Below are 24,242 nucleotides of genomic sequence, written 5' to 3'. Positions count from 1 at the left end.
AGACAGGGGCCCGCCGGATTCCCGTCCGGCGGGCCTTTTCTTTTCCGGGCTGCAAGTCTGGGGCATGGTGCGCGCATGAGACGGATCCTGCTCAACCTGTTCGTGGCGGCGATCATCGTCGCGGTGCTCGGCTTCTTCGCCGCACCCGGCGTGGCCTTCTTCGCCCTGCGCTCGGCCGCCCAGTCCGGCGATGTGCACGGGCTGCAGACCCTGGTGGACTTCGACGCCGTACGGCGATCGCTCCGCCCGCAGCTGGACGAGCGCCCCGGGGCGCAGGTTCCCGCCCCCGCGTTTCTGGAAGATCCGATCGGCGCGGTACGCCGCCAGTTCGAGGATGCGTCGCGCCCCGCGCCGGACGCGGACGCTTATCTGACCCCAGCAGCCCTGGCGGCCCTGACCGGGGGCGAAGGGCGCCATGCGTCCGAACGGTCGCGCACCGGCGCCGTCCCGCCGCCTGAACAGGCCGAGGCGCCCTGGCCCCGCCCCCGCTACTGGGGCGTCAACCGGGCGCGCATGGCGGTGGCGGACGAGGCCGGATCGGAGACCATCTTCACCTTCGAGCGCACCGGCGCCTATCGCTGGGTTCTGGTGCATATCGGCCTGCCCGACGGCGGCACGCCCGTTGCGCCGGCCCCGACCGCCGCCGACTGAGGCTCAGCCCCGCCGCTTGAGGGTCACATAGATCGCGCCGTCGCCGCCGTGCCGCCGATGGGCGGCGGCGAAACCGGCCACCACCCCGCGCAGGCCGGGGCCTTGCAACCACTCGTGGATCGAGGCGCGGATGACCCCGCCGCCGCGCCGACCCTGACCGGTGATGAGCAGCACGGCGCGCAGGCCGCGCGACTGGCATGAGGTCAGAAAGGCGGTGACCTGGTCCTGGGCCTCGAACCGGCCGAAGCCGTGCAGATCCAGCGTCGCCTCGATGGGGTCGCGCTCGCGGGCGATACGGCGATGGCGGCGCGGCTCCAGCGCATCCGGCGCAACCTGGGCGGTGCGACCGGGCCCCTGGCGCGAGGGTGTCGGCGCCGCAGGGATCGCGGGCGGCGGCTTGACGAATTTCGGTGGAGCCTTCAGCGCCGACTGGACCGAGGCGCCGGTGACGGCGATGCGCTCGGCCTTGCGCGGGCTGGCGGGCGACACCGTGCGCGCCACCTTGTGCCAGATGTCGCGATCCTCGGGCGTAAGCTTGCGGGCCATGGCGCTCAGGCGCCGTCGTCGGTGTCGGCCTCGTCGGGGATGTCGGCGGGTCCCGGCTCCCACGCCAGCAGGTCGCCCGGCTGGCAGTCCAGTTCGCGGCACAGGGCGTCCAGCGTCGAGAAGCGGATGGCCCGCGCCTTGCCGGTCTTCAGGATCGACAAATTGGCCAGGGTGACGCCCACGCGATCAGCCAGCTCCGTCAGCGACATGCGCCGGTCGAGCAGGATGCGGTCAAGCTGGACGCGAATAGCCATGAAACGGTACGCTTTCGGCGGAAATCAGATGGTCAATTCGGATTCGCGGCGCAGACGGGCGCCCTCGCGGAACACCTCGGCCAGCACGAACACGACTAGCACGGAAAACACGGGCGTGAGCAGGTCGCTCAACCCCTGCTGCGACAGGACGCCGGGCGCGACGCGCGCCATGGCCATCTGGGCCGTGAAGACCCCGCCGGTGACCACCGCAAGAATCACACCCACATGGCGCAGCCGGCGCACGTTCTCGGGATGGAAGGGATCGCCCACGGTCAGGGTGCGGAAGATCATCCGCAGATTGCGCAGGATCAGGACGAAGCCGCCGAAATAGGCGACCCACGCCCCCACGCCGAAGAGCAGCAGCGGCCGGGTCAGCGGCAGCTGGCGTTGGTCGCCCAGGGTGACGGTCAGATTGTCGAGAGGAATGAACAGCGAGGCGATCAGCACCAGCAGCAGCACGCCGGTGACCAGCCACAGAAGAATGTAGGCCACGTCCAGCGCAGTCTTCAGCAGGCTGGACACGGAGCCCGGGCCCAGGGCCTTGAACCCGGGAGCCCTTAGTGTGGGGCGGGGAATCTGGATCGGCATGACGGGTTTTCCCTGTCAGGCCGGGCGAAGGGGCGAAGGCGCCGCGCGGGGCCCGGCGAGCCCGCACGCGGTCTTGCTTTTCGCGTCCTTCATGGTCGTCGTCAAAGCTCTTTCGGCGTGACCACGATCACAGGGACTGGACGATGATGGCCACCACGGCCAGAGGCAGGCCCGCCATCATCAGGCCGCTGACCAGGGTCACGCCGACCTTTTCCATCCACATCGAAACGTTCATCGTATGCATCGTCTATCTCCGTTTTTCCTGAGGCGCCGTCCTCGTTCTGAGTGAGGCTCGGCTATGTTGCGCCGCATCATTACAGGGGCTTAATCTTTCGCATCTGCAAGAACGTTGCGGCCCGTTCTTGGTGATTATCAATACGGATTAGCCGATAAACGGGCAAGTGGATTTATCGTTTTTCGATATTAAACTTTTGCAATGCATTAAAAGCAGGTAAGGTCAAACATGAAAGTCAAGCTGGACAAGGGACAGAGGATCGTCGCGGCGACCCACAACCCGGGCAAGGCGGTGGAGATCGCCGCCCTTCTGGAGGGTCGATTCGCGATCATTACGGCGAAGTCACTGAATTTGCCGGAGCCTGACGAGACGGAATCCACCTTCGTGGGCAATGCGGTGCTCAAGGCGCGGGCCGCCGCTGACGCCTCGGGCCTCGTCGCTATCGCCGATGACTCCGGCCTTTCGGTCACGGCTCTTGAGGGCGCACCGGGCATTTTCTCCGCCCGATGGGCTGGCCCGGACAAGGACTTCGCCCACGCCATGAAGAAGGTGGAGGAACGGCTGGAGGAAATCGGCTCGGACGACCGCAGTGCATGGTTCACCTCGGCCCTGGCCGTAGCCTGGCCGCACGGGCCGTGCCTGGTGGTCGAGGGGCGGGTGGACGGCCGCCTGACGTTCCCGCCCCGGGGCGACAGAGGTTTCGGCTACGATCCCATCTTCCTGCCCGAGGGCGACGATCTGACCTTCGGCGAGATGGAGCCGGCGGCAAAGGACGCCATCAGCCACCGGGCCCGCGCTTTCGAGAAGCTGAAGGCCGCCCTGTTTGACTGAGCCGGACACCGTCGCCCTCTACGTCCACTGGCCGTACTGCGCGCGCATCTGCCCCTATTGCGATTTCAACGTGGTGCGCGACCGGGGCCGAACGGAGGAACAGGCCGCGCTGGCCGACGCCATCGTCGCCGACATGGAGGCCCAGGCCGCCTTGCTCGGCGCGCGTCGGCTGGCCTCCATCTTCTTCGGCGGCGGGACGCCGTCGCTGATGCCGCCCGAGCAGGTCGCCCGCGTCATCCAGCGGGCCCGCGCCCTGTTCCCGGGCGCCGGCGCCATCGAAATCACCCTGGAAGCCAATCCCACCGACGCCGAGGCCGTCCGCTTCACCGCCCTCGCGGCGGCCGGCGTCAACCGCCTCTCGCTGGGGGTCCAGTCACTGGACGACGACGCCCTGCGGTTTCTGGGGCGCAATCACTCGGCGGCGGAGGCGATGAGAGCGCTGGAGCTGGCGCGGGCGGCCTTCGCGCGCCTGTCCATCGACCTGATCTACGCTCGCCCCGGCCAGACGGTCGCCCACTGGACCGACGAACTGAACCGGGCCGTGGACCTGGGGTTCGAGCACGTCTCACCCTATCAACTGACCATTGAAGCCACGACCGCCTTCGGCCGCGCCTTCGCCCGCGGCGCGCTGGTCCCGGCGGACGAGGATCTGGCCGCCGATCTTTATGAAGCCACCCAGACGGTGCTGGAGGCGCGCGGGTTCGACGCCTACGAGGTCTCCAACCACGCCCGGGGCGAGGCGGCGCGCTCGGTTCACAATCTCCATGTCTGGCGCGGCGGGGACTATGTGGGCGTCGGCCCCGGCGCCCATGGACGGCTGACGCTGGACGGCGTGCGCACCGCCACCGTGGCCCGTCGCGGCATCGCGGACTATCTGGCGGGCGTCAGCGCCGGTCAGCCATGGAGCGAGGACCAGCGCCTGTCGCCGCCCGAGGCCGACGAGGAACGCCTGCTGCTGGGCCTGCGCACCATCGAGGGCGTGGACGCCGGACTGGTCGCCGCCATGGGGCTGACGAGCCGGGTCGACGACCTGTCGGATCAGGGCCTGCTGGCGACGCGCGGCGGCCGGATCGCCGCCACGGCGCGAGGGCGTCAGGTGCTGGACGGCGTGCTGCGGGCCCTTCTGGTCTGATCACGGCGCAAGGGCGCCCTACCGTTCGGCGCCGCATTGCGGCATAAGCCCCGTCATGAAGTTTCTCGACCAGGCCAAGATCTATATCCGCTCCGGTAACGGCGGGGCGGGCTCCGTCTCGTTCCGGCGCGAGAAATTCATTCCCAACGGGGGCCCGGACGGCGGCGACGGCGGCCGCGGCGGCCACGTCTGGATCGAGGCGGTCGACGGGCTCAACACCCTGATCGACTATCGCTACCAGCAGCACTTCAAGGCCCAGACCGGCCACCACGGCCAGGGCCGCCAGATGCACGGCGCCAAGGGCGAGGACGTGGTGCTGAAGGTGCCTGTGGGCACCCAGGTGCTGGACGAGGACAAGGAAACGGTCCTGCTGGACATGGACGAGCCGGGCAAGCTGGTGAAGCTGCTCAGCGGCGGCAACGGCGGCTGGGGCAATGTGCACTTCAAGGGCCCGGTCAATCAGGCCCCGCGCCACGCCAATCCGGGTCAGGAAGGGCAGGAAAAGTGGATATGGCTGCGGCTGAAGCTGATCGCCGATGTGGGTCTGGCGGGCCTGCCCAATGCGGGCAAGTCCACCTTCCTGGCGGCGGCCAGCGCGGCCCGGCCCAAGATCGCCGACTATCCCTTCACCACCCTGACGCCCAATCTGGGCGTGGTGGACCTGAGCTCCACCGAGCGCTTCGTCATCGCCGACATCCCGGGCCTGATCGAGGGCGCCAGCGAGGGTGCGGGGCTGGGCACGCGCTTCCTGGGCCATGTGGAGCGCACCGCCAGCCTGATCCATCTGGTCGACGGCACGCAGGATGATGTGGCCGCAGCCTGGCGCACCATCCGCACCGAGCTGGAAGCCTATGGCGAGGGCCTGGGCGAAAAGGCCGAAATCCTGGCCCTGAACAAGATTGACGCCCTGAGCCCGGAACTCCGCGAGGAGAAGGCGGCCGAGCTGGAAGCCGTGGCGGGCCGACGCCCCATGCTGGTGTCCGGCGTGTCCGGCGAGGGCGTGCCCGAACTGCTGCGCGCCGCCTGGGCCGAGGTGCGAAAGAACCGGGGCGAGATCCCCACCGAGGAAGAAGCAACCGAGGAGACGCAGGGCGGCTGGAACCCCTGAGGGGCCGCCCCTTCAATTCATGACTGACGACGCCCAGACCGCCACGCGGACCGAAGCCGCCACGGACGATCACGCCGACAAGCCCCGGCGCATGACCCGCGCCGCGCGGGTGATCTCGGAATCAAGGCGTATCGTGGTCAAGATCGGTTCGTCGCTGCTGGTGGACCGCAAGACCAACCAGGTGGACCACGTCCGGCTGAAGGGACTGGCCGCCGACATTTCGGGCTGGAAGGCGCAGGGCAAGGAAGTGCTGATCGTATCCTCCGGCGCCGTGGCCCTTGGCCGCCGACGGCTGGGTCCGCAGGCGCGCGGTCCCGGTCTGGAGAAGAAACAGGCCTCGGCCGCCGCCGGCCAGTCGCTGCTGATGGCCGGCTGGGAGCGGGCCTTCGACCCCCACGGCGTCATCACCGCCCAGATCCTGCTGACCCGCGACGACACCGAGACCCGGCGGCGCTGGCTCAACGCCCGGGCCACCGTCACCGCCCTTCTGGGCATGGGCGCGGTGCCGATCATCAACGAGAACGACACCATCGTCACCGAGCAGATCCGCTATGGCGACAACGACCGTCTGGCCGCCCGCGTGGCCCAGATGATCAGCGCCGACCTGCTGATCCTGCTGTCGGACGTGGACGGCATCTACACCGCCGACCCCCGCGTCGATCCCGAGGCGAAGCACATCCCCTATATCGAGACCCTGACCCCCGAGATCGAGGCCATGGCCACCGGGGCCAATGCGGAAGCGGGTGTGGGCACCGGCGGCATGGCCACCAAGGTCATGGCCGCCCGCATCGCTTCGGAGGCCGGCTGCATCACCCTGATCGCGGCAGGGCGGGCCAAGACACGCGGCTCCCAGCATCTGGAGCAGGGTCGCCGCTGCACGGTCATCGCCGCATCCACGACGGTGAAGGACGCCTACAAGCAGTGGATCGGCGGCTCTCTGGCCACGCGCGGCGAACTGGTGGTGGACGCCGGCTGCCGGGGCGCCCTGATCTCGGGCAAGTCGCTGCTGGCGGTGGGCGTCAAGGAGGTCAGGGGCGCCTTCGGCAAGGGCGACACCGTGGTCATTCTTGACGAGACCGGCGCCGACCTGGCCAGCGGGCTGGTGCGCTATGACGCGAGGGACGTCGAGACGATCAAGGGCATGCGGTCCGGCGCTCTCAAGGAGGCCCTCGGCTATGCGGGCGGACCGGTGGTGATCCACGCCGACGACCTGGCGCTGAGGGACACGGTGGTGGAGACGCGCGGGCCGCACAATGTCCGGCCGAAACGGCCGAAACGCTGACCGCACCTTGAATTTTCAGGGTTTGAGGCGATGTTGGGGGGCATGACTGTCATGACGAGTACCGCCCCGCCGCCCGCCGACGCCGCTGACCTCGAGCAGGAGATGCTTATCATGGGCCGGCGCGCCCGCGCCGCCGCCCGCCAGCTGGCCCTCGCCTCGCCAGAGGCCCGAACAAAGGCCATCAGCGGCATGGCCAAGGCCCTGCGCGCCCGCGCCGGGGATGTTCTCAAGGCCAACGCCGCCGATCAGGACGCCGCCCATGAAAAGGGCATGGAGTCCGCCATGCTGGATCGCCTGGGTCTGGACGCCGCCCGGCTTGAGGGCGTGGCGAAGGCGCTGGACTCCATCGCCGCCATCCCCGATCCCGTCGGCGCCGAGACCGCCCGCTGGACGCCGGAGAACGGCCTGGACATCGCCCGGGTCCGCACCCCCATCGGCGTGCTGGCCATCATCTATGAAAGCCGCCCCAATGTGACCGCCGACGCCGCCGCCCTGGCTGTGCGCGCGGGCAATGCGGTGATCCTGCGCGGCGGCTCCGAGTGCCTGCGCTCCAATCTGGCCATTCACGGCGCCCTGATCGAGGGCCTGACCGCCGCCGGCCTGCCGGCGGACGCGGTGCAGATGGTCACCACCCGCGACCGCGCGGCGGTGGGCCACATCCTGAGTGGGCTGGACGGCGCCATTGATCTGCTGATCCCGCGCGGCGGCCGGTCGCTGGTCGAGCGGGTCAAGGCCGACGCCCGCGTGGCCGTGCTGGGCCATCTGGAAGGCGTCAATCACGTCTATGTCCACGAAAGCGCCGATCCTGACACGGCCCGCGCCGTGACGGTGAACGCCAAGATGCGCCGCGTCTCGGTCTGCGGCGCCGCCGAGACCCTGATCATCGACAGCAGCGTGGCCGCTGATCTTCTACCGAAGATCGCTGCCGACCTGGCGGAAAAAGGCTGTGAACTGCGCGGCGACGACGACGCCCAGGCGCTGATCCCCGCCGCCACGGCGGCCACCGACGAGGACTGGGCGACCGAATACCTCAAGGCCATCATCGCCGTGAAGGTGGTGGACGGCATGGACGAGGCCATCGCGCACATCGACGGCTACGGTTCCGGCCACACCGAATGCATCGTCGCCTCGGACGACGCGGCCATCGAACGCTTCCTGGCCCAGGTGGATGCCGGCATCGTGCTGGCCAACGCCTCGACCCAGTTCGCCGACGGCGGCGAGTTCGGCTTCGGCGGCGAGATCGGCATCTCCACCGACCGCCTGCACGCGCGCGGCCCCGTCGGCGCCGAACAGCTCACCAGCTTCAAATATGTGGTGCGCGGCAAGGGCCAGATTCGTCCGTAATCCGCGCGACAATACCGGACAGCCGTGTTAGGGCGCAGGTGAGCATAAGTCGCTCCTCGCCTCTCCGAGCCCCCGCCCTTGGCCTTTTTCCATGCCGGCCCCGCGCCCCGCTCCGCCGGTCCCAGACCGGGGCTGCTGCGAGACGGCCTGCGGCTGGAGCCGGGCCTGAAGGTCGGGCTGCTGGGCGGCTCGTTCAATCCGGCCCACGAGGGGCACGCCCATGTGGCCGAGACCGCCATGCAGCGCCTGGGGCTTGATCGCGTCGTCTGGCTGGTCTCGCCCCAGAACCCCCTGAAGGACCACAGCGAAACCGCCCCGCTGGCCGAGCGCATGGCCTCGGCGCGGGAATTCGCGCGCGGTCCGGCCATGGTGGTGTCCGACTTCGAGAGCCGGGTGGGCTGCCGCTGGACTGTGGACACCCTGCGCGCCCTCACCGCGCGGCATCCCGGCGTGAAGTTCGTCTGGCTGATGGGCTCTGACAATCTGGCCACCTTCCACCGCTGGCGCGGCTGGACCGATATCGCCGCCGCTATGCCCATAGCCGTCATCGCCCGACCGGGCTCGCAGCTGCAAAGCCGCACCGCCCCGGCCGCCCGCCGCTACGCCGCCGCCCGGGTGCCCCAGGAACAGGCCCGCCTGTTGCCGGATGCGCCCGCCCCGGCCTGGACCTACCTGACCGCGCCCCTGAACCGGGCCTCCTCCACGGAGATACGGGCGGCCGGGTGACCATTGTCCGCATCCGTGCTAGGGTGCGGTTCAAGTCAGTCAATGTGGAGCACTTCGCTGTCCCCCTCGCCCGCGTCAGAGACGCAAGCCCCGGCCGTTTCAGATACCGCGCGTGAAATGGACCCGATCGCGCCCGCCCGCGCCGAAGACCCCCAGATGCCCGAGATCGACGCCGCAACCCTGGAAGCGGCCATTCTCGCGCGCCTGGACGACGACAAGGCCCAGGAAATCGTCCTCATCGACCTGAAGGGCAAGAGCCCCATGGCCGACAGCATGATCGTGGCCTCCGGCCGGTCCCAGCGCCACGTGGGCGCCCTGGCCGACCACCTGCTGCGCCTGCTCAAGGAGCACGGCCTGGGCAAGGCGAAGGTCGAGGGCCTGCCGCACTGCGACTGGGTCCTGATCGATGCGGGCGACGTGATCGTCCACCTGTTCCGCCCCGAAGTGCGCACCTTCTACAACATCGAGAAGATCTGGTCGGTGGACTCGGCCCACCGCACCCAGTCGGCCTGACGCGCCGCACCCGGTGCGCATCGGCGTCATCGCCATCGGAAAAGCGGGTCGCGGCCCGGAGGCCCAGCTGGCCGACGACTATGTGCGTCGCGCCAGCGCGGCCGGTCGTGCCCTGGGCCTGGGCCCTGTCGAGCTGATCGATCTTGATCCCCGAAAGCCCGGCAAGGCGCCGGAGGCCGAACTGATCCTGGCCGCCGCCGAGGGCGCCCATCTGATCGCCTGCGACGAGCGGGGCCGCACCTTCAGCTCCCGCGCCTTCGCCGACCACATCGCGGCCCTGAGGGATCAGGGCGAACGCCGGCTGGTGTTCGCCATCGGCGGCGCGGACGGGCTGGACCGGTCCGTGCTGGACGCAGCGCGCTCCACCCTCGCGTTCGGGCCCCAGACCTGGCCCCACGCCCTGGCGCGGGCGATGCTGGCGGAACAGGTGTACCGGGCCGTGACCATCATGGCCGGATCACCCTATCATCGCGACTGATGTCGTCGCTCCGCCCCCTGCTCCTGAGTCTGGCCGTGCTGACGGCCGCCCCGCCCGCTGTCGGCCAGCGCGCCGACGCCCCCGCCGAGGAGCTGGCGCGGCTGAGGAGCGAACATCGTGAGGAAGAGCTGCGCGCCCGCCGTCTCCGCGCCGACGCCGAGGAGACGGCCGATGAAATCGCCCGCCTGGATCAGGACCTGCGGCGACTGGAACGTCAGGATGCGGGCGACACCGTCGCCATCAACGCCCAGCGCGCGCGTCTGACCGAGCTGGGCGAGCGGGAAGGCGTTCTGGTCAGCGCCCTGGCGGGCGAGCGCGCGCGACAGGGCCGCCTGCTGTCCGCCTTGCAGATGATGAGCCGAAAACCGCCCCCGCCCCTCCTGATTCCCGCCGACCAGGCCGTGGACACGGTGCGCGCGGCGATCCTGATGCAAGCCATGTCGCCTGAGCTGCAGGCGCGCGCCGAGACCCTCGTCGAGCGACAGGCGGAGGTCGCCGCCGTACGCCGTCGCGCAGCCCTGTCCAGCGAAGCCCTGTTCACGGTTGAAAGCGAACAGATGGACCGTCGCGCCGAGATGGAGTCCATGCGCCGGCGCCGACAGGAGCTGGGCGTCATCCTGCGCGCCGACGCCGAACGGGCGGAACGGGCGGCCCGGACGCTGCAGACCCGCATCGAACAGCTCGGCGGAACCGTGGCGCCGCTGCAGCCCGGCCCGGCCCGCACCTCGACGGCTGCGTCTCCGGGCGGGCGCGCCCGATTGACCGCGCCGGTCGAGGGGACTCCCGCCTCGCGCTACAGCCGCGGCTCGCGGGGCTGGACCTGGCGCGCGGACGGCGGCGGCGACGTGCGCGCCCCCATGAACGCCGTGGTGGTCCATGCCGGGCCGCTGGACGGCTGGGGCGAAGTGGTGATTCTGGATCTGTCGCCCGGCTGGCGTGCCATCCTGGCGGGGCTGGGGCCGTTGCAGGTCGGCACGGGAGACCGGGTGGCCGACGGCGAGGTGATCGGGCGCCTGCCCGAAGGTCTGGAAGCCGAGCTCTATTTCGAGGTCCGCCGGGACAATCGCCCTGTCGACCCGTCCGCCTGGCTCGAGTGATCCGTGCTCGACGCCGGCCTTCGCGCCTGATTTGATGGACGAACGGCGCCGCGCCATGATTTCGTCGCTGTGGGGGTGACTGATATGACCCTGCTATCCTTCCCGATACCGAGAGACCGAATGCGCAAAATGCTCCTGATCGGCGCCGCCGCCCTTGCTCTGGGCGGCAGCGCCATGGCCGTTGCCAGCCAGACGCCCCGCGGCGAGACCTTCCGCATGCTGGAGCTGTTCGGCGACGTGCTGGCCATCGTGGAGCGGGCCTATGTGGTCGAGGTGGACAATACCGAGCTGATCGAGGCGGCCCTTCGCGGCATGATGACGGCGCTGGACCCGCATTCCAGCTACATGGCGCCGGAGGATTTCGATAATCTTCGCGAGCGCACCGAGGGCTCCTATTCGGGCGTGGGGCTCGAGATCACGTCAGAGAACGGCATGGTCAAGGTCATCTCTCCCATGGACGGCGGCCCCGCCGCCCGCGCCGGCGTCAATCCCGGCGATGTCATCTCGGCCATCGAGGGCCAGAGCGCGGCAGGCCTGACCGTCAGCCAGGTCTCCGAGCGCCTGCGCGGTGCAGCGGGCACCGACGTCACCGTCACCTTCCTGCGCGATGGCGAGGAGCCGCGCGAGGTGGTGCTGACCCGTGAGGTGATCCGCGTGGATTCGGTCACCGGGCGCATGGAAGGCGAGTTCGCCTATATCCGCGTGGCCACCTTCAACGAGAACACGGGCCGCGAACTGAACACGGTCATGGCCGAACTGAAGGCCGACAATCCGAACATCCGTGGCTATGTGCTGGACCTGCGCAACAATGGCGGCGGCCTGCTGACCGCCGCTATCGCGGTGGCGGATGCTTTCCTCGAGCGGGGCGAGATCGTCAGCCAGCGCGGCCGCACGCCCGATCAGATCGAGCGCTACGCCGCCCGCCCGGGCGATCTGGCCGATGGTTTGCCCATCGCGGTGCTGATCAACTACGGCTCCGCCTCGGCCTCCGAGATTGTCGCCGGCGCCCTGCAGGACCATGAGCGGGCCACGCTCGTGGGCCTGACCAGCTTCGGCAAGGGGTCGGTGCAGACGGTCCTGCCGCTGCGAGAAGGTCGCGACGGGGCCCTGTCCATCACCACGGCGCGCTACTACACGCCATCCGGACAGTCGATCCAGAAGATCGGCATCGAGCCGGATCTGGAGGTGGCGCGGTCCGAAGCCGAGGGGCGCATCGTGTCCCGCTCGTCCTTCATCTACAGCGAGGCGGCCTATTCCAACGCCCTGGACTCCTCCATCGGCGCCGAGCGCCGTGGGGCCCACATCCCGCGCGAGGCGCCCGGCGAGGATCACCCCGAGGACGAGGACTACCAACTGCAGCGGGCCCTGGACGTGCTGCGCGCAGGCGGCGACCTGACCCGTCTGGCTGCGGCCCCCGAGACGGTGGTGGTCACCCTGCCTGAACCGGAAGACACCATCCGCGTGGCCGAGGCCGGGGCGGAAACCGAGGAGTAGTCGACGGTCAGGCCCTGCGCGTCGCCATCCTGTGCAGGAAGACGAGAACGCCTGCGGCCATAGCGGACTTGATCACGGCGCCCGGCAGGAACGGGATCACCCCCGCTTCAAGCGCCGGCGCCGCGCCTATCCGGGCCGCCAGCCACGCAGCGCCCAGCGTCAGGCAAAGACCGTTGCCCAGCAGCATGGCGACCATGGCGAGCCCGGGTCGCGCGCCGTTCCAGCCCCGCGCCGTCAGCACGCCCACAAGCATCGCGGCCAGCGGAAACGCGAACAGATAGCCCGCAGTGGCCCCTGTGAACGGCGCGGGCCCGCCCGCCCCGTCCGACAGCAGCGGCAGGCCCAGCGCCGCCGCGATCAGCCAGACCCCCACGGTCAGCCCGCCCAGCCGCCAGCCATACAGCGCCCCGATCAGGGTCACCGCCAGGGTCTGGAGGGTGATGGGCACAGGAACCATGGGGATGGCGATCCGCGACGACACGGCCAGCGCCACAACCCCGCCGATGATCCATGCCAGCTGGTGAATCCGTCCAGCGCCCTGAACGCCCAGCGGATCGTGGGCCTGATTATGAGACATGGATGCGGCTCCGCTGAAGAGGGGCGGATTACGCGCCCGGCCGGAGATCCGCAAGAAAGCAACTAGTACCTTCCTTCTCCCCTTGAGGGAGAAGGTGTCATGCGGAGCATGACGGATGAGGGGTGAATCCCGGTGTCGGACGGCTTCGCGCTGCGGCTGACACCTGAAGAGCTTCGAGAGGCGCCAGTCGGCAAGATCGGCGTTCACCCCTCATCCGACCCGCTTCGCGGGCCACCTTCTCCCTCAAGGGGAGAAGGGAAATGCGGGATGAACTCTGCCCCTATCCCCGCATTTTTCCGGGCCAATGCATTGCCCCATAAGGCTTCGCGAAAAATCTTCGCCCATTTTTCCGACCGCGTTCGCGGCGCCCGTATGCTTCTCCCATCCCGTCGCACGGGAAGGGCGCTCGGCCGGCGACCTTGCGGCGACGGGCTGTGATCGAGCGGGACTGAGCGGCGGGGCGGATTACTCGCCGGGTCCAGGATGCGGAGCGCTGTCCGCACCTGCCCGTCCGGGGCCTAAACACCGGCTAGCGCCTAAGACGCGTGCCCACCGGGGGCTCTGGAACAACGATTACGCGGGGCGTCAGCCTTCGTCGAAACGGTATTTGTCTATCCTTACACCGGGCGATGGCCCGGCACCCCGCTCCCTTCCCGCTAACCCGCAACGACGGGCGCTTCAGCCTGCGCGGCGTTCAACTCCGGGCGGCGGCCAGAAAATCCAGCAGGGCGGCGTTGACGGCCTCGGGCCGCTCCTGTTGCAGCCAGTGGCCGGCGCCGGGGATCTCGATCATGCCGCGCAGGTCGGTCAGCCAGTCGGATTGCGCCTTCTCGTGCCGGCCGGCGTAATGGCGCACAGGGTCGTTCTCGCCGATCATGAACAGCGACGGGACGTCGATGGTCCGGTCCTGCAGCCAGCCGGTCAGGGACCAGTTCAGGTCCATGCAGCGGTACCAGTCCAGCGGGCCCCTGAACCCGCCCGCGCGGAAGGCGGCCACATACTCGGCGAAGTGGTCGGCGCTCATCCACGGCGGCCGGGTCGCCGCGTCGCTGACCCCGTCGACCATGGACTGGCCCGGCTTCAGAAAGCCGGTGTGGCGCTGCGCGGCCGGGGTGGCGCCGTCATAGGCCCAGAACATCTTCCTCAGCGCCGTTTCGGGGTCTGCATCGAAGGGCGCGTGGGCGTCCGCGTCCTGAAACCGGGTGATGTAGAGGTCGTCGGTCCCGGACCGCGCGGCGATGGCGCGCATGGCGGCGATGGGCGGCCCCTTTGGCCGGCGCGGCTGGAAAGGCACCGACAGACCCGCCACGGCGCTGAACAGGTCGGGCCGCATCAAAGCGCAGTGCCAGGCCACGGACGCCCCCCAGTCATGGCCCATCACCACACATGACCGCGCGCCCAGCGCCCGCACCAGATCGACCATGTCGCCCACCAGATGCAGGATGGTGTGGTCTTCAGTCTTCTCGGGCCGCTCGGTGGCGCCGTAGCCCCGCATGTCCGGCGCGACGACGCGATAGCCGGCCCCGGACAAGGCTTCGATCTGGGCCCGCCAGCTGACGGCCAGCTCGGGAAACCCGTGGACCAGCAGCACCATCGGCCCCTCGCCCGCCTCCAGCACAGACTGGCTAAGGCCGTCGGTGGCGATCAGTCGGCGATCCATGGGGCGCTCCTCGTCATTTCGAGGACGCAGCATCCTTGTCGCTGATCGGTTCGTCCAGATAGACGCCCTTGATCAGCACGAAAACCACCACCGCCAGCGGCGTGGCCAGAAGCACCCCGAGCGGTCCGAACAGGGCGGCGAAGATGAGGATGGAGAAAAGGGCGATCACCGGGGGCAGGGACACCATGCGCTTCTGCACCAGCGGCATGATCAGATTCCCCTCGATCTGCTGAATCACCAGATACAGCAACAGGGTCCACAGGATCATCTCCGGCCCCATGGTGGCCGCCAGCAGCAGGGCGGGAATGGTGGCCACGATCGGCCCCACGATGGGGACGAACTCCATCACTCCGGCGATCATCCCCAGGGCCAGGGGTGAGGGCAGGCCGATGGCCCACGCGCCCAGGCCCGTGACCACGCCCACCGCGACCATGGCCGCCAGCTGCCCCAGCAGCCAGCGGCGCAGCCCCGTGCCCGACACGTCGAACGCCTTGCCCACCGTGTCGGCGGTGCTGGCGCTGCGTTTTCGGAACAGCCGGACGAAGCCGGCCTTGTAGCTCTGGGGGTTCAGGGCGAGGAACAGACCGGCGAAGATCACCAGCATCAACTCGGCCACGACGCTGGCCACCAGCCCGGCGAAGGCTCCCACATTGGCGAACACCCCGCCGGAAAGAAGCCCGCCCTCGGCGGCGGGCGGCGCCGGCGCCACCCCGGGCGAGCCCTCCCCGTCCTCGACGGGCTGACCCGCTGTGGCTTCGTCGTCCTGGCCGACCCGATCGATCAGGCTGTCGATCCGCTCGACCACCTCGGTCCCGAACGGCAGCGACGCCAGCTGGCCCCGCGCCGCCTGCCACGCCTCGGGCAGGCGGTCGGTGAAATCCGACGTCTGGCTGGAGATTTCGCGCCCGAACGCCCAGCCGCCCAGCGCCATCAGAATCAACAGGGAAACCAGGGCCGCCAGCACGGCCAGCCGGGGCGGCAGGCGGGCGAACCGCTCGAACGGCTCGGCCACGGTCCGCAGCACGATCGCCACCAGAATGGCTCCGAACACCAGCAGCAGGATGTGGCTGAGCTGCCAGATCAGCAGGGCCGCCACGATGACGGCGGCGATCAGCAGGGTCTGCCGCAGCAGACGACCGTCATCGGCCCGCTGTTCAGCCGTGGCGGCTGTGGTGGCGGTTGTCGCGCGAGAGCGTGGCTGTTTCCCCATGGCCCCCTAACGCATCGGGCGCGCCGGGGTTCTCCCGACGCGCCCGTGCAGCCGATTCAGCGGTCAGAGGGCCGTCAGGCGGCCTTCTTGCCCGCGAACTTGCCGTAGAAGGTCTCGCCCTTGGCCGCCATGTCGCGCAGCAGTTGCGGCGGGGTGAAGCGCTCGCCGTATTTCGCCGCGTAGGTGTCCGCCTGTTCCACGAAGGCCTTCAGGCCGATCTGGTCGATCATGGTGATCGGCCCGCCGGTCCAGGGCGCGAAGCCCCAGGCCAGGATGGCGCCCACGTCGGCTTCGCGCGGGTCGTCGATAACGCCCTCTTCCCAGCAGCGAGCCACCTCCACCGCCTGACGGTAGAGCAGACGGCGCTTCTGGTCCTCGACCAGCTCGGGCGTGGATTCGGCGATCGTCACCGGCGCCAGCTCCGACAGGCCCTTCCACAGCGTCTTGGGCTTGCTTTCGTAGTCATAGAAGCCCTTGCCGTTCTTGCGGCCGTAGCGTCCCAGCTCCTCGACCATTTTCTCGACGATCTCCATGCCCGGCTGCGGCGTGAACTTGTCGCCCAGATCGGCCCTGGTCTGTTTGGTGATCTTGACCGACAGGTCGAGCGCCACGTCGTCGTGCATCTCCAGCGGGCCGCGCGGCATGCCGGTGGCACGACCGATGTTGTCGATCATGGCCGGAGCGTAGCCTTCCTCGAGCATGGCCAGACCTTCGGCCACATAGGTGCCGAAGCAGCGCGAAGTGTAGAAGCCGCGCCCGTCGTTGACGACGATCGGGGTCTTCTTGATCTTCATGACGTAGTCGAGGGCTTTGGCGATGGCCGCCTTGCCCGTCTTCTCGCCCAGGATGATCTCCACCAGCATCATCTTGTCGACCGGCGAGAAGAAGTGGATGCCGATGAAGTCCTCGGGCCGGACGCTGGCCTCGGCCAGCCCCGTGATGGGCAGGGTCGAGGTGTTGGAGCCGAACACGGCGCCGGGCTCCAGCTGGGCCTCGGCCTTCTTCGTCACCTCGGCCTTAAGATCTCGGCTTTCGAACACGGCCTCGACCACCAGATCCGAGCCCTTGATGAGCGCATAGTCGGTGGTCGGGGTGATCAGGGCCAGGACGGCGTCGGCCTTGCCCTGGGTCATCTGACCGCGCGAGACGCGCTTCTTGAGGATGTCCTCGGCGTAGGACTTGCCCTTGTCGGCGCCTTCCTGGCTGACGTCGATCAGGATGGTCTCGATGCCGGCCATGGCCTGCACATAGGCGATGCCCGCCCCCATCATGCCGGCGCCCAGAACGGCCACCTTCTTCGGATCGGACTTGGGCACGTCGGCCGGACGCAGGGCGCCCTTGTCCAGCTCCTGCTTCGACAGGAACAGCGAGCGGATCATGCCCTGGGCCTGCGGCGTCATCAGGGTCTTGATGAAGTAGCGGGTCTCGACCCGCAGGGCCGCGTCCATGGGCAGCTGAACGCCCTCATAGACCGCCTTCATCATGTTGGTGACGGCCGGATAGTTGCCGTAGGACTGCTTCCTCAGCATGGCGTTGCCCATGATGAAGACCTGCGAACCTGCGGGGTGATAGGGACCTCCGCCGGGCAGTTTGAAACTCTTGTCGTCCCACGGCTGGACGGCCTTGCCGCCGCCCTTGATCCAGGCCTTGGCCGCCTCGACTTCCTTGCCGGACTCGACCACCTCGTGGACCACGCCGGCGGACAGGGCGTCCTTGGGACGCCAGCTCTTGCCCTCGGAGATCTGCATCAGGGCGGCCTGCACGCCGATCAGACGCGGCAGGCGCTGGGTGCCGCCGCCGCCGGGGAACAGGCCCACCTTGATCTCGGGCAGGCCGAGCTGAATCTTCGAATTGTCGCCGACCACGCGGTAGTGGCAGGCGAGGGTGAGCTCGAGCCCGCCGCCGAGCGCCAGGCCGTTGATGGCCGCGGCAACCGGCTTGCCGCAGGTTTCAAGCGCACGCAGGGCGCCGTTCAGACGCCAGCCGGCGTCATAGGCCGCCTGCAGGTCCGAACCGCCCAGCATGCCGCCGGCCATGTCGCCCAGATCTGCCCCGGCGCAGAAGCCCGACGGCTTACCGGAGGTCAGGACCACGCCCTTGACGGCGGCATCGCCCTTCACCTGTTCGACCCACTCGGGGATCTCCTTCATGACGCCCGAGGTCAGGGTGTTCATGGAGCGGCCGGGCACGTCGAAGGTGATCAGCGCAATGCCGTCGCCGTCGATCTCGATCTTGAAGTTTTCCATGGGTGCTTCTCCTTCGGATCAGACGCGTTCGATGACGGTGGCGGTGCCCATGCCGCCGCCGATGCACAGGGTGGCCAGGGCGGTGGTCTTGTCCGAGCGCTCCAGCTCGTCCAGCGCGGTGCCCAGGATCATGGCGCCGGTGGCGCCCAGGGGGTGGCCCATGGCGATGGCGCCGCCGTTCACGTTGATCTTGTCATGGGGGATGTTCAGGGCCTGCATGTAGCGCAGGACCACGGCGGCAAAGGCCTCGTTCAGTTCGTAGAGGTCGATGTCGCCGGCCTCCATGCCCAGACGGCCCAGCAGCTTGCGGGTCACGGGCTCGGGACCCGTCAGCATGATGGAGGGCTCCGAGCCGATGGAGGCGGCGCCGCGGATCCTGGCGCGGGGCTTCAGGCCCAGGGCCTTGCCGGCCTCAAGGGTGCCGATCAGCACCCCGGCCGAACCGTCGACGATGCCCGAGGAGTTGCCCGGGGTGTGGACGTGATTGACCCGCTCGACCTCGGGGTAGCGCTGGTTGATCACGGCGTCGAAGGCCATCTCGCCCATCATCTGGAACGAGGGGTTCAGGCCGCCAAGAATCTGCATGTCGGTCTTGGGACGCACGGTCTCGTCGTGATCCAGAATGGTCAGGCCCAGCTGGTCCTTCACCGGCACGACGGACTTCTTGAAGCGGCCGTCGGCCCAGCTGGCGGCGGCGCGCTTGTGGCTTTCCACCGAGTATGCGTCCACGTCGTCGCGGCTGAAGCCGTACTTGGACGCGATCATGTCGGCCGACACGCCCTGGGGCACGAAATAGGTGGCGATGGCGCTGGACGGGTCGATGGGCCAGGCCCCGCCGTCGGAGCCCATGGGCACCCGGCTCATGGCCTCGACGCCGCCGCCGACGGCCATGCGGGCCTCGCCGGAGGCCACCTTGGCGGCGGCCATGTTCACGGCTTCCAGACCCGAGGCGCAGAAGCGGTTGATCTGGACGCCGGCGGTCAGCTGCGACCAGCCGGCGGTCAGAACGGCGGTGCGGGCGATGTCGGCCCCCTGCTCGCCCACCGGGGCCACACAGCCCAGGATCACGTCATCCACCTGCGAGGTGTCCAGATCGTTGCGGTCGCGCAACGCCTCAAGAACCTGGGATGCCAGGGACAGAGCGGTGATCTCGTGCAGAGATCCGTCCTTCTTGCCCTTGCCGCGCGGGGTGCGCACGGCGTCGAAGATGTAGGCGTCGGCCATGGGTGCGTCTCCTTTGAGGACGCTTCCTTAGCGCGTTTGCCGACGAAATGCTACGTTTACGTCAACGTCAACTTACGACTTTTTGCGTCAGTCGAGGAAAGCCTGCACCTCGGCCACGAACACGTCCGGCTGGTCGATCATGATAAAATGCCCGCTGTCGGGGATGCGCTTCAGCGTCGCGCCGGAAAGCGGAGCGTAGGCGGCCTGGAACACCGCATCCACCTGGGCGTCGCTCAGGGGAATGTTGGGCCCGTTGACGTAGAGCACGGTCGCGGGGGCGGTGATGCGGCCCAGTTCGCCGGTCAGATCGGTGGTGATCAGTTCGTGCATGGCATTTGCGGCGATGCGGCGGTCGGTCTCGACCGCATGGCGGACCGGAACGGCGCGTCCGGATTCGGTCAGCACCATGCCGGCGATGGCGGCCTGCGCTCCGGTGGCCCAGGCCGCGTCGGTGGCCGACGCCATGCGGTCGCGGGTCATGTCGGCGATGGGGCGCACGCTTTCGGCCGTCGTCCCGGCGGGTCCGTAGAAAACGCCCATGAAGGGCACCTGATCCACCACCATCAGCCGCTCGACCAGCGCCGGATGGCGCGCCGCCAGCATCAGCCCGATGGTGCCGCCCATGGAGTGGCCGATGACGGCGGCGGACGGAACTCCGCTCAGGGTGAGATAGTCGGCGATCGCTTCCGCCACGGGGGCGGCGACGAGGCCGGAGGCGTTGTCGCCCGCGTCCAGTCCGGCGAAGCCGCGCACATGGACCCGATGTACCCGGTATCCGGCGCCCAGGCGCGTCACCAGATCATCCCAGATCGCCGGATGCGAGCTTAGGCCGGGGATCAGCAGCAGGTCGCGGCCCTGGCCCGAGGTCCAGACCATGATGCGCGCGTCGTCGAAGGGCGCTTCCTCCGCCGGGGCGTTCATCAACGCCGGCGCGCATGCGGAAAGCGCGAGGGCCCCGCCGCCCATCAGAACCATTCTGCGATCCATATCCAAATTCCCCTCTTCGCCGCGATTTGACCAGTGATATAGGCGTTTCATGCTCACAGACAGTGCTCCCGGCAAGACAGCCGCACCCGAAGCCCGCCCCCCGACCGCCGCGTTCGGCAAGGGCTTCATCACTGACGCCTGGTATTTCGCGGCCCTGTCGCGGGATGTGAAGGTCGCGGGCCTCAAGCGCTACGAGCTGCTGGGCGAGCCGGTGTTGATCGGCCGCACCCGGGCGGGTCAGGTCTACGCCCTGCGCGACATCTGCCCCCACCGGGCCGCGCCCCTGTCCGCCGGAAAGCTGGTGGACCATGACGGCGAGGGAGAGACGGTTGAGTGCCCCTATCACGGCTGGCGCTTCCGGCCCGACGGCGTGTGCACAGCGATCCCCTCGCTGGTCCGGGACCAACCCTTCGAGGCGGAGCGGATCCGGGTGCGGTCCTATCCCGTGGTGGAGAGCCAGGGGCTGGTGTTCGTATGGATGGCCGCCGATCCTCGCAATCCTGCCGAGCCGGACCACGAGCCTCCGGTGTTCCCCGGCGTGGTGGGCGGCGAGGCCAAGCTGGTCGAGCGCATGGATTTCGACAGCCATGTGGACCACGCCGTGGTGGGTCTGATGGACCCGGCTCACGGCCCCTATGTGCATCAGCAATGGTGGTGGCGCAGCGCGCACAGCCAGCATGAGAAGTCCAAGGCGTTCGAGCCGCGCGAGCACGGCTTCGCCATGGTTCGACATGCCCCGTCGTCCAACTCCTACGCCTACCGCATTCTGGGCGGGGCGCCGGCCACCGAGATCACCTTCCGCCTGCCCGGTTATCGCTGGGAGCATATCCAGGTAGGCGAAAGGCAGGTGCTGGCCCTGACGTGCCTGACGCCCCTGACGGAAACCACCACCCGCATCACCCAGATCTTCTGGTCTGACCACTGGGTGTTCGACCTGGTCCGCCCGTTCCTGAAGCTGGGCGCCCGCGCTTTCCTGAAGCAGGACGGCGACATGGTGAACCTGCAGAACGAAGGCCTGCGCTATGACCCGGCCCTGATCTGGGTCGACGACGCAGACAGGCAGGCCAAGTGGTATCAGCAGCTGAAGCGGGAATGGCTGAAGAGCCGCGCCGAAGACCGGGCCTTCGCCAATCCCGTCAAGGCCGCGACCCTGCGCTGGACCAGCTAGGCGACCGTTGGTTCGGACCCCTGCGCCAAAAAAACAGTGTCCGAATTGTCCGAATTGTCCGAAATCGCCCCTCCCCGTCCTGTCCCGCGAGCCGGCATTATAAGGCCGTGGGAAAGAGGCGGGATTAAAAAAATCAGGCGCGCCAGAAGCCGACGATCTTCTTGACCTCGTCCACCACCGGATCGGCGATTTCGGCGGCGCGCTCGGCGCCGGACTGGAGGACGCGGTCGATCTCGGCCGGGTCGTCCATCAGGCGGCGCATTTCGGCGGTGACGGGGGCCAGTGACGACACCGCCAGCTCGGCCAGTTTCGGCTTGAAGACGCCGAAGCCCTGACCGGCGAACTCGGCGGTGACCTGTTCGCGGGTCTGGTCCGACAATGCGGCGTAGATAGCGATGAGGTTCTTCACCTCGGGCCGGTCGTCCAGCGCCTCGCCCGGCTCAGGCATGACGCCCATGTCGGTCTTGGACTTCCTGATCTTGCCGGCGATGGCGTCGGCGTCGTCGGTCAGGTTGATGCGGCTCTGGTCCGAGGGATCGGACTTGGACATCTTGGCCTGGCCGTCGCGCAGGGACATGACCCGGGTGGCCGGACCCTGAATCAGCGGATCGGGCAGGGGGAAGAAGCCGGGGACGCCGAAGTCGTTGTTGAACTTGGCGGCGATGTCGCGGGTCAGCTCCAGATGCTGCTTCTGGTCCTCGCCCACGGGCACTTCGGTGGCCTTGTAGAGCAGGATGTCGGCGGCCTGGAGCACCGGATAGGTGTACAGGCCCACGGAGGCGCGCTCCTTGTGCTTGCCGGACTTCTCCTTGAACTGGGTCATGCGGTCCAGCCAGCCGAGGCGGGCGACGCAGTTGAAGACCCAGGCCAGATCCGCGTGGGCGCGCACGGCCGACTGGGGGAAGATCACCGACTTCGCCGGGTCGAGGCCCGAGGCGATATAGGCGGCGGCGATCTCGCGGGTCTGGGCGGCCAGCTTCTCGGGGTCCTGCCACACCGTGATGGCGTGCATGTCGGCCACGAACAGGAAGCAGGGCGCGCCGGAATCCTGAAGCGCGGTGAAGCGTTTCAGGGCCCCCAGATAGTTGCCCAGGTGCAGGGCCCCGGAGGCCTGGATGCCGGACAGGATGCGGCGCGGGCCGGAATAGGCGATGGGTTCAGCGTCGGACATGGCGTGGCAATGCCTCAGCGGCGCCCGCAGGGCAAGCCGGGATCAGGCCTTGCGTTCGCGCCGGATCAGGCCCTTCACCTCGCCGATGGTCACCGCCCGGGTGACGAACAGCAGGATCAGATAGACCAGACCGCCGAGGCCGGTGACGCCGATCAGGGCGATCTCCTTGCCGCCCCGGCCCAGCAGGTCGTCGATGGGCGTCTGGATCATATCGCGAACCGACACAGCCGCCACCAGCAGGGCCCCCATGACCAGGCTGGCGATCAGAATGCGGGCCATGCGCCGGATGGCGGTGGCGGCGGGCCGGTAATGATCCCGGCGCCACAGGGTCAGGGCCAGCAGCCCGGCATTGACCCAGGCCGCCGCGCTGGTGGCAGCCGCGATCCCCTGCACGCCGGCGCCCAGCAGGAACAGGGACACGGCCAGCACAGCGTTCACCGCCACAGCCACCAGGGCGTACTTCATGGGGCTCTTCGTATCCTGACGGGCGAAGAAGGCCGGGGCCAGGATGCGGATCAGGATGAAGGCGGGCACGCCCCAGCCGAAGTGGAACAGGATCTGCGCCGTGTTGATCGCGTCCACCTCAAGGAACGCCCCGCGGGTGAACAGGCCGTCGATGAGGAAATAGGGCATGGCCAGGATGGCGGTGGCGGCCGGCAGGGTCAGGGCCATGGCCAGCACCAGCGCCTCGTCCATGGACGCCTGCTGCTGGGCCCGGTCCTCGGCGGCGATGGCCGAAGACAGCTTGGGCAGAAGGGCGATGCCGATGGCCACGCCGACGAGGCCGAGGGGCAGCTGGTACAGCCGATCCGCCGTGGCCAGCCAGCTGCGCCCGCCCTCCACAAAGGAGGCCAGATTGCCCGACAGGAAGACGTTGATCTGGGTGGCGGAGTTGCCGATCACGGCCGGCACGGCGGTGATGATGATGGCCTTCACCTCCGGAGACAGGCGCGGCATGCGGAAGCGGATGTTGGCTCCGACCTTGCGGACCGCCCAGAAGCACAGCCCCGCCTGGGCCACGCCCGAGATCAGCACCCCCCACGACACCGCATAGGCCGCCGCTTCCGGCCCGCCGCGCGACGTCAGCACGGCGGTCAGCATGATGACGTTCATCAGGATCGGATAGGCGCCCGAGACGATGAACCGGCCCCGGGCGTTCAGCACCCCGGACAACAGGGCCGCGATGGCCATGCAGGGTAGGTAGGGCATGGTGATCTGGGTCAGGATCACCGCCAGATTGTAGCGGACCGGGTCATCCAGAAAGCCGATGTTGATGCCCGCCATCAGCCACGGCATGGCCAGCTGGGCCGCCAGCGTCAGGACCAGTGTGGAAACGGCGATCACCGCGATGGCGTCGGTGGCGACCTTGTCGGCCGCCGCCTCGCCGTCCAGGCGCAGCTTGCGGGCGTAGGCCGGGACGAAGGCGGCGGCGAAGGCGCCCTCGGCGAAGATGCGGCGAAACAGGTTCGGAAAGCTCAGGGCCGTGTTGTAGGCGTCCGCCGCCGGGCCCACCGAGGCGCCCAGCACCGCATTGATGGCGATGTCACGGGCGAAGCCGACGAAGCGACTGATCAGGGTCAGACCGCTGAAGATGGCCGAGGAGCGCATCACGCCGCCGGACTTGGGGGGCTCCGGCGCAAGCGGATTGGTCGAGGCCGAGGCCCGGATTTCGGGATCGATGGTCATTCAGCGAAACATCCGGGATGGCGCGTAGATGGCC

Annotated in this window: 23 protein-coding genes; 12 read left to right on the top strand and 11 right to left on the bottom strand. The window is 68.7% G+C overall.

Going from position 1 to position 24,242, the window contains the following annotated elements:
• Positions 1-75: 75 nt before the first annotated feature.
• Positions 76-651, top strand: coding sequence for a DUF2939 domain-containing protein (locus ACK4SE_RS04565; protein ID WP_409689226.1), 576 nt, complete (start codon positions 76-78; stop codon positions 649-651).
• Positions 652-654: 3 nt separating this feature from the next.
• On the opposite strand, the gene ACK4SE_RS04560 is transcribed toward ACK4SE_RS04565, so the two are convergent.
• From ACK4SE_RS04560 to ACK4SE_RS04550, 3 genes are read right to left on the bottom strand one after another with little or no spacing between them, the layout of a single operon-like run.
• Positions 655-1,197 carry a Smr/MutS family protein gene (locus tag ACK4SE_RS04560; RefSeq protein ID WP_409689225.1) on the bottom strand — a complete coding sequence of 181 codons (543 nt, stop codon included), beginning with the start codon at positions 1,195-1,197 and terminating at the stop codon, positions 655-657.
• Between the two features lie 5 nt (positions 1,198-1,202).
• Entirely contained in the window at positions 1,203-1,451 is a 249-nt protein-coding gene (locus ACK4SE_RS04555) for a helix-turn-helix domain-containing protein (RefSeq protein WP_409689224.1), read from the bottom strand.
• A 24-nt stretch (positions 1,452-1,475) separates the two neighbouring features.
• Positions 1,476-2,039 (bottom strand): DUF2975 domain-containing protein, encoded by a 564-nt coding sequence (locus tag ACK4SE_RS04550; protein ID WP_409689222.1) that lies wholly within the window; start codon positions 2,037-2,039, stop codon positions 1,476-1,478.
• A 463-nt stretch (positions 2,040-2,502) separates the two neighbouring features.
• Between ACK4SE_RS04550 and rdgB the strand changes: the two genes are divergently transcribed.
• From rdgB to ACK4SE_RS04500, 10 genes are all read left to right on the top strand, one after another.
• Entirely contained in the window at positions 2,503-3,105 is a 603-nt protein-coding gene (gene rdgB, locus ACK4SE_RS04545) for an RdgB/HAM1 family non-canonical purine NTP pyrophosphatase (RefSeq protein WP_409689220.1), read from the top strand.
• Entirely contained in the window at positions 3,098-4,237 is a 1,140-nt protein-coding gene (gene hemW / locus ACK4SE_RS04540) for a radical SAM family heme chaperone HemW (RefSeq protein WP_409689218.1), read from the top strand. Before rdgB ends, hemW begins: the two co-directional genes overlap by 8 nt.
• A 55-nt stretch (positions 4,238-4,292) precedes the next feature.
• On the top strand, positions 4,293-5,345 hold the full coding sequence (gene obgE / locus ACK4SE_RS04535; RefSeq protein WP_409689216.1) for a GTPase ObgE: 1,053 nt from the start codon (positions 4,293-4,295) through the stop codon (positions 5,343-5,345).
• A gap of 91 nt (positions 5,346-5,436) precedes the next feature.
• Entirely contained in the window at positions 5,437-6,627 is a 1,191-nt protein-coding gene (proB, locus tag ACK4SE_RS04530; RefSeq protein ID WP_409689667.1) for a glutamate 5-kinase, read from the top strand.
• 51 nt (positions 6,628-6,678) lie between these two features.
• Positions 6,679-7,971, top strand: a complete 1,293-nt coding sequence (locus ACK4SE_RS04525) for a glutamate-5-semialdehyde dehydrogenase (protein ID WP_409689214.1) — start codon at positions 6,679-6,681, stop codon at positions 7,969-7,971.
• 78 nt (positions 7,972-8,049) lie between these two features.
• Positions 8,050-8,697 carry a nicotinate-nucleotide adenylyltransferase gene (locus ACK4SE_RS04520; protein ID WP_409689212.1) on the top strand — a complete coding sequence of 216 codons (648 nt, stop codon included), beginning with the start codon at positions 8,050-8,052 and terminating at the stop codon, positions 8,695-8,697.
• A 156-nt stretch (positions 8,698-8,853) separates the two neighbouring features.
• Entirely contained in the window at positions 8,854-9,210 is a 357-nt protein-coding gene (rsfS, locus tag ACK4SE_RS04515; RefSeq protein WP_409689664.1) for a ribosome silencing factor, read from the top strand.
• Between the two features lie 13 nt (positions 9,211-9,223).
• Complete coding sequence (gene rlmH / locus ACK4SE_RS04510) at positions 9,224-9,688, top strand: 23S rRNA (pseudouridine(1915)-N(3))-methyltransferase RlmH (protein WP_409689210.1); 465 nt, start codon at positions 9,224-9,226, stop codon at positions 9,686-9,688.
• A 35-nt stretch (positions 9,689-9,723) separates the two neighbouring features.
• Positions 9,724-10,785 carry a murein hydrolase activator EnvC family protein gene (locus ACK4SE_RS04505; protein WP_409689208.1) on the top strand — a complete coding sequence of 354 codons (1,062 nt, stop codon included), beginning with the start codon at positions 9,724-9,726 and terminating at the stop codon, positions 10,783-10,785.
• 120 nt (positions 10,786-10,905) lie between these two features.
• Entirely contained in the window at positions 10,906-12,279 is a 1,374-nt protein-coding gene (locus ACK4SE_RS04500) for a S41 family peptidase (protein WP_409689206.1), read from the top strand.
• A 7-nt stretch (positions 12,280-12,286) separates the two neighbouring features.
• On the opposite strand, the gene ACK4SE_RS04495 is transcribed toward ACK4SE_RS04500, so the two are convergent.
• The 6 genes from ACK4SE_RS04495 to ACK4SE_RS04470 form a co-directional block, all read right to left on the bottom strand.
• Positions 12,287-12,856, bottom strand: a complete 570-nt coding sequence (locus ACK4SE_RS04495; RefSeq protein WP_409689204.1) for a biotin transporter BioY — start codon at positions 12,854-12,856, stop codon at positions 12,287-12,289.
• A gap of 694 nt (positions 12,857-13,550) precedes the next feature.
• Positions 13,551-14,516 (bottom strand): alpha/beta fold hydrolase, encoded by a 966-nt coding sequence (locus ACK4SE_RS04490; RefSeq protein ID WP_409689202.1) that lies wholly within the window; start codon positions 14,514-14,516, stop codon positions 13,551-13,553.
• A gap of 13 nt (positions 14,517-14,529) precedes the next feature.
• Positions 14,530-15,726, bottom strand: coding sequence for an AI-2E family transporter (locus ACK4SE_RS04485; protein WP_409689200.1), 1,197 nt, complete (start codon positions 15,724-15,726; stop codon positions 14,530-14,532).
• A 74-nt stretch (positions 15,727-15,800) separates the two neighbouring features.
• On the bottom strand, positions 15,801-17,972 hold the full coding sequence (locus ACK4SE_RS04480; protein WP_409689198.1) for a 3-hydroxyacyl-CoA dehydrogenase NAD-binding domain-containing protein: 2,172 nt from the start codon (positions 17,970-17,972) through the stop codon (positions 15,801-15,803).
• Between the two features lie 18 nt (positions 17,973-17,990).
• Positions 17,991-19,196 (bottom strand): acetyl-CoA C-acetyltransferase, encoded by a 1,206-nt coding sequence (locus ACK4SE_RS04475; RefSeq protein ID WP_409689196.1) that lies wholly within the window; start codon positions 19,194-19,196, stop codon positions 17,991-17,993.
• Between the two features lie 87 nt (positions 19,197-19,283).
• Positions 19,284-20,183 carry an alpha/beta fold hydrolase gene (locus ACK4SE_RS04470; protein WP_409689194.1) on the bottom strand — a complete coding sequence of 300 codons (900 nt, stop codon included), beginning with the start codon at positions 20,181-20,183 and terminating at the stop codon, positions 19,284-19,286.
• A 49-nt stretch (positions 20,184-20,232) separates the two neighbouring features.
• Between ACK4SE_RS04470 and ACK4SE_RS04465 the strand changes: the two genes are divergently transcribed.
• The gene (locus ACK4SE_RS04465) at positions 20,233-21,351 is read left to right on the top strand and encodes a Rieske 2Fe-2S domain-containing protein (RefSeq protein ID WP_409689192.1); all 1,119 of its coding nucleotides are present in this window, start codon (positions 20,233-20,235) and stop codon (positions 21,349-21,351) included.
• Between the two features lie 133 nt (positions 21,352-21,484).
• Here the strand turns inward: ACK4SE_RS04465 and trpS are convergent, their stop codons facing one another.
• Positions 21,485-22,522: a tryptophan--tRNA ligase gene (trpS, locus tag ACK4SE_RS04460; RefSeq protein ID WP_409689190.1), complete on the bottom strand. Its 1,038-nt coding sequence runs from the start codon at positions 22,520-22,522 to the stop codon at positions 21,485-21,487.
• A gap of 42 nt (positions 22,523-22,564) precedes the next feature.
• Complete coding sequence (gene murJ / locus ACK4SE_RS04455; RefSeq protein WP_409689188.1) at positions 22,565-24,208, bottom strand: murein biosynthesis integral membrane protein MurJ; 1,644 nt, start codon at positions 24,206-24,208, stop codon at positions 22,565-22,567.
• Positions 24,209-24,242: the final 34 nt, after the last annotated feature.

The sequence above is a fragment of the Brevundimonas sp. genome, assembly GCF_046293315.1.
Lineage (GTDB): Bacteria > Pseudomonadota > Alphaproteobacteria > Caulobacterales > Caulobacteraceae > Brevundimonas.
This window is presented reverse-complemented; position numbering and strand designations above follow the sequence as displayed.

Bases quoted from the DNA above. Each gene is read 5' to 3' on its own strand.
- ACK4SE_RS04465 (WP_409689192.1), top strand. From the start codon at position 20,233: ATGCTCACAGACAGTGCTCCCGGCAAGACAGCCGCACCCGAAGCCCGC.
- ACK4SE_RS04475 (WP_409689196.1), bottom strand. From the start codon at position 19,196: ATGGCCGACGCCTACATCTTCGACGCCGTGCGCACCCCGCGCGGCAAG.
- ACK4SE_RS04490 (WP_409689202.1), bottom strand. From the start codon at position 14,516: ATGGATCGCCGACTGATCGCCACCGACGGCCTTAGCCAGTCTGTGCTG.
- obgE (WP_409689216.1), top strand. From the start codon at position 4,293: ATGAAGTTTCTCGACCAGGCCAAGATCTATATCCGCTCCGGTAACGGC.
- ACK4SE_RS04555 (WP_409689224.1), bottom strand. From the start codon at position 1,451: ATGGCTATTCGCGTCCAGCTTGACCGCATCCTGCTCGACCGGCGCATG.
- ACK4SE_RS04560 (WP_409689225.1), bottom strand. From the start codon at position 1,197: ATGGCCCGCAAGCTTACGCCCGAGGATCGCGACATCTGGCACAAGGTG.
- trpS (WP_409689190.1), bottom strand. From the start codon at position 22,522: ATGTCCGACGCTGAACCCATCGCCTATTCCGGCCCGCGCCGCATCCTG.
- ACK4SE_RS04565 (WP_409689226.1), top strand. From the start codon at position 76: ATGAGACGGATCCTGCTCAACCTGTTCGTGGCGGCGATCATCGTCGCG.
- ACK4SE_RS04500 (WP_409689206.1), top strand. From the start codon at position 10,906: ATGCGCAAAATGCTCCTGATCGGCGCCGCCGCCCTTGCTCTGGGCGGC.
- murJ (WP_409689188.1), bottom strand. From the start codon at position 24,208: ATGACCATCGATCCCGAAATCCGGGCCTCGGCCTCGACCAATCCGCTT.
- ACK4SE_RS04470 (WP_409689194.1), bottom strand. From the start codon at position 20,183: ATGGATCGCAGAATGGTTCTGATGGGCGGCGGGGCCCTCGCGCTTTCC.
- ACK4SE_RS04480 (WP_409689198.1), bottom strand. From the start codon at position 17,972: ATGGAAAACTTCAAGATCGAGATCGACGGCGACGGCATTGCGCTGATC.
- ACK4SE_RS04485 (WP_409689200.1), bottom strand. From the start codon at position 15,726: ATGGGGAAACAGCCACGCTCTCGCGCGACAACCGCCACCACAGCCGCC.
- rsfS (WP_409689664.1), top strand. From the start codon at position 8,854: ATGCCCGAGATCGACGCCGCAACCCTGGAAGCGGCCATTCTCGCGCGC.
- rdgB (WP_409689220.1), top strand. From the start codon at position 2,503: ATGAAAGTCAAGCTGGACAAGGGACAGAGGATCGTCGCGGCGACCCAC.
- ACK4SE_RS04525 (WP_409689214.1), top strand. From the start codon at position 6,679: ATGACGAGTACCGCCCCGCCGCCCGCCGACGCCGCTGACCTCGAGCAG.
- proB (WP_409689667.1), top strand. From the start codon at position 5,437: ATGACCCGCGCCGCGCGGGTGATCTCGGAATCAAGGCGTATCGTGGTC.
- ACK4SE_RS04550 (WP_409689222.1), bottom strand. From the start codon at position 2,039: ATGCCGATCCAGATTCCCCGCCCCACACTAAGGGCTCCCGGGTTCAAG.
- ACK4SE_RS04495 (WP_409689204.1), bottom strand. From the start codon at position 12,856: ATGTCTCATAATCAGGCCCACGATCCGCTGGGCGTTCAGGGCGCTGGA.